The following is a 4571-nucleotide window of genomic DNA, read 5'->3' as shown; positions in this document are numbered from 1 at the left end:
TACCAGCACAGCGCCTGCATTTGCTGCAAAGGCAAAATGACCGGTTGCATCGGTAACAGTTCCCTTGTTGCTGCCTTTAATACGTACGTTCACGCCGGGCAGCGGAGCGTGATCCTGCTCATCCAATACCTGCCCGCTGATGCGGTCATCTTTTTGAAAAGCATAGGTGAATGACTGCGGCAGTAAGAGTAAACTGCATAACAACCATCTTAAATAGTGAGAGGTAACATTTTTCATGTTGCGGAATTTTCATGTTTTATTCAATAGTTAAGACCACGGAAGTCCCTTTCATACCAGGAGATAATAGAACAGCGCACAAACAAGGATGAAAGTGAGTATTAATAGCTTCTCCAGCATTTGCAGCCTTGCAATGCGTTTCATTTCTTTTTGCCGGTTATTATTGAGTGGCTCCATATTCAATAGCGCATCAACTAAATTAGCCACCCCTCTGGTGCCCCGCCATGGAGGATTGTACAATTGCCTGTGATTATTGGTAGTTTCCCTGTATGGTAATGCGGTTTTCAGCCGCGGCCGGCACATCGTGTATATACAACAGCTTAGCAGCGGCATCATACTGCCATTTAGCAGCAGTTACAGCGGTTGGTTTTTCAGCCAGGTGTACTTTCAGCTCAAAGGTTTTCAGCGGACTATGATAAGGACCTGTTGCGGGCTTTATAGTAATAGCAATATTACCTGGAAAAGTTTGGCTGCGGATATTGGTAATGGCAAACTGTCCCTGCTGGTATAACAGGCTTTTACCATCATCTGTATACAGGCGGCAGTGGGCGCTATCGCCAGGGTAGATGTCCAGCGTGAGGGTATCAATGATCCTTTCTCCTACATATTGCAGCGGCGCCTGGGTAGGAATAATGCTGCCTGCTTTAATGAACAGCGGTATTTTATCCAGCGGTGTAAGCACGTTCAGGTATTGCTTGCCGGGATAAGTTTTACCGGTCCAATAATCGATCCACTGGCCCTGTGGCAGATACACCGTGCGGGTAGCGGCGCCTTTTTGCGTAACCGGGCATACCATTAAGCTGCTGCCCAGCAGATACTGATCTGTAATATTGTACACATTCACATCATCCTGGTAATCCAGCACCAGCGCACGCATGAGCGGCATACCGGTAGTGTACATTTCATATGCATGATTATATAAGTAAGGCAACAGCTGGTAGCGCAAGCGGGCATACTGTTTAAAATTAGCCTGTGCTTCCTTGCCATAATTCCAGGGCTCTTTGTACCCGGGATGATCCATACCAAATACCATGGCTACAGGGCTTAACATACCGAACTGGCACCAGCGGATGTACAGCTCCGGATCGGCCGGGTGCTCAAAACCGCCCATACAATGGGCCCAGTAGCCTACGCCGGATAACCCGATATTAAGGCCTGCTTTTATAACCGGCTCAAAGTACTGCCACTCGCTGGGCCAGTCGCCGGCAAAAATGAAAGGATAACGCTGGATCCCGGCATAGCCTTCGCGCGTATGGTTCATACCACGCAAATGGTTATACGCTGCAAAATTCTCATAGGCCGCTTTAGCGTATGCAATGGGAAAAACATTGTGCAGCGCACGGGCCTTCTCATCTGTAGGACCTGTTTTATTACTTTCATTCGCCAGGTGTCCAAAGGCGCTGCCCTCATCTGTTTTAAAGAATTTTGCGCCGGTGCGGGCCACTTTCATGGCTGCATTTTGCCACCACCAGCTTACGGCCGTGCTGTCAAAGAAGTTCACGAACTCACCGGGTTTATTGTTTTCAGGATAGGTATAACCCAGGGCGGCAGCGCTATCCAGCAGGTGATTGTGCAAGCCATTATCCAGCCGGGGGCGGATGTGCAGCCCCACCATATTATAGTGCAGCGCATACAGGCTATCCATCATAGCGCGGGGGTTGTGGAAGGTTTCCCGCCACTCGAAGCTGGTAGCGCCTTTGCCGCCATTTTTGCCAAAGAGGCGCCAGGTAGAGTCCAGGAACAAAAGATCTACCGGTATGCCCAGCTCCCGGAAACGGCGGGCCAGCGCCAGCACATAAGCAGCGGAAGTAAGCTGCTCATGCCCCCAGGTGCCGCCACTGTACGTGCCCACATGCAGGCCCATGGCAAACAACGGCATTAAAGGCGGGCGGCCGGTGAGCGCGGTATATTGCTCCAGGATACCAGCAAAGCGGGGACCGTAAATAAAATAGTAATCCAGCTCCCCTTTACCCTGCGCCGCAAAAGTGTATTGGTCCGGGCGGGTGCTGCCCATATCCCACTCCGTAGCAGCGGAAGTATGCATGAAAATGCCATAGCCCCGGGTGCTCATAAAAAAGGGAATGGGGCTATAATTGGCGGCCAGCACGTTGTAAGCGCCGGTAATATGCGGCATGCCGGTACCGCGGCCCACATTCAGCTGCAGCTTTTTGCCGCGGCGGTCCAGGAAATCCATGCGCTCCCCGAAACCAAAGAAATGCTCATCCGGCTGCAATGTTTTGCGGCAAAGGGTAGTATCGTCAGAAAGCGCAGCGCCATTAGCGGGTTCTTCCGACAGTAATTTTCCATCGGCAGTATATACATTGATGTTAAATGGGTTTTTGTTCACCACAATTTGCAGGGCAGTGGTGCTGAACCGGAAAGCCTCCCCGGTTTCTGTTACCTGCACCGGCAGCTCAGCCCATTGATATTGTACCACCATCCAGGGCTCATCCGATGCAAAAGTGCCGCTGCGGCTCATTCTCACCCGGAACATAGCGGCTGTACAAAATTCCAGCTGCACCCGGGCCCGGGTAGTGGTGAAATAAAAAGTGTTGCCTTTCCTGGAAAAATCCTGCTGGTAGCTGCCCACCTGCGCCTGTGCAGCAAATGCGCCTATACAGAAAGCCGTGCAAAGGGTAATAATGGTCCTGAACATATTTCCGTGTAATTGTAGTGAGGTAATGCCTGCCCGTAAAGTTGCCGGTAAAATGGAGGCTGCGACATGGAAAAATTGACTTTATGCTGTAAAAATGTACCGGCAACAGGCCCAGTAGGAAAGCATAGGATGGATCTTACCATTTAAAATGCCAAATTCAGTATGCTGGATCTTCAGACCTGGAAAAGTGCAGATGAATTGAAAAACCGGGATCCGGGACTTTATAAATTCCGTTAAATATCGTTATGCAATTCCTGAAATGCGTTCTAACCATTTGCAGCAGCTTGTTATTTACTCAAACCCTTACCGCTGCGCTCACTATCCGCCCCACTGCCAAAACCGGGTTAAGTAATAATGTATGCCTGGAACAATTGACCACCCACGACGGCCTTTCCCAAAACACCGTACGCTGCCTGATGCAGGACAAAAAAGGATTTATCTGGATCGGCACCCTTAATGGCCTGAACCGTTATGACGGCAAAAAATTCATTGTGTACCGGCCGGAGTATGGCAACCCGCACTCCATCAGCGACACGCGCATCCGTGAGCTGCATGAAGATTCCAATGGCTTTATCTGGGTAAAAACATTTGAAGGGCGTTTTCATTGTTTTGATCCGGCCCGGGAAGATTTTATTGAATTTACCAATGATAATAAGGCGCCGGCATACGACCAGTATTTTGCAGCCGCCAATGGCGACATCTGGCTATTTGGACATAGCACCGGCTGCCTGCGCATTCAGTACCGGCAGGGCAGGTTTGTAACACAACAGTACGACATGCCCACGGTGAATTTTATTTTTGAAGATGCCAACCATTATTTATGGGCAGGTACCAGCAAACGTTTGCATAAATTAAGCGCAGCAGGGAAAATGCTGACCATCTTTCAACCGTCAGCTGATTTCCTGCAAACCATACCCGGTAAGGACCAGCTATATTTTATTACGCGCAACAGCGGCATATTTACCTACCATTTACAACGGGGCACTTTCAGCGCATTGCGCATGGATCAGTCCTTATCGCTTACCAGCGCGGCTTTGCTGAACCATCAGCAGCTGTTGTTAGGTACTTCCCGCTCCGGTGCATTTGTAGTACAGCTCAATACCGGGCACGTAACATCTGCCAGTACTCTGTTTGGAGAAACTATAGCCGGGCATACGGACCTGGTAAGAAGTCCTCAGCAGGCCATCTGGATCAACAACCACTCCGGCACCGTATGGTATTATGATACCCTGCAGCAGCGGAGCAGGCGTTTTAACCTGGTAGCGCCGCAGGTGATAGCGCGTGTAGATGACGACCGCTTTACCATTCATACGGATAATAAAGACAATACCTGGATCACCACTTATGGGGGCGGCCTGTATTGTTATAACCGCCGTACCGATTCGCTGCAGCATTTTGATTACAATGCCGGTAATACCAACGGGCTAAGCTCCAATTACGTGTTAAGCGTGCTGGCCGACCGCTCCGGGCTGGTATGGGTAGGCACTGAACATACGGGACTGAATAAGCTGATGCCACAGTCATTTACCGTATCGCACTTTTACCCCGACCCAAGCACGCCCAAACATTACAGCGCCAATATCGTAAAAACGCTGTTTGAAGACAGCCGCGGCAATATATGGGTGAGCACCAAGAACGGATCGCTGAACCTGTATAACAGCCGGCTGCAGCAGATCCG

General features: G+C 50.1%; 4 protein-coding genes. 1 reads left to right on the top strand and 3 read right to left on the bottom strand.

Annotation, left to right across the window (positions count from 1 at the left end; genetic code table 11):
* The 3 genes from VIM87_RS16145 to VIM87_RS16135 form a co-directional block, all read right to left on the bottom strand.
* On the bottom strand, nucleotides 1–237 hold a 237-nt coding region (locus tag VIM87_RS16145; RefSeq protein ID WP_331997991.1), incomplete at its 3' end, for a carboxypeptidase-like regulatory domain-containing protein.
* Nucleotides 238–288: 51 nt separating this feature from the next.
* Nucleotides 289–477, bottom strand: a complete 189-nt coding sequence (locus VIM87_RS16140; protein ID WP_331997990.1) for a hypothetical protein — start codon at nucleotides 475–477, stop codon at nucleotides 289–291.
* A gap of 10 nt (nucleotides 478–487) precedes the next feature.
* Nucleotides 488–2893: a glycoside hydrolase family 31 protein gene (locus tag VIM87_RS16135; protein ID WP_331997989.1), complete on the bottom strand. Its 2406-nt coding sequence runs from the start codon at nucleotides 2891–2893 to the stop codon at nucleotides 488–490.
* Between the two features lie 245 nt (nucleotides 2894–3138).
* Between VIM87_RS16135 and VIM87_RS16130 the strand changes: the two genes are divergently transcribed.
* The coding region (locus VIM87_RS16130) for a ligand-binding sensor domain-containing protein (RefSeq protein WP_331997988.1) at nucleotides 3139–4571 on the top strand (1433 nt) is incomplete at its 3' end.

The sequence above is a fragment of the Chitinophaga sp. genome (assembly GCF_036569125.1).
Classification (GTDB): domain Bacteria; phylum Bacteroidota; class Bacteroidia; order Chitinophagales; family Chitinophagaceae; genus Chitinophaga.
The sequence above is the reverse complement of the archived record's forward strand: the minus strand, read 5'-3'. Positions and strand labels throughout refer to the sequence as shown.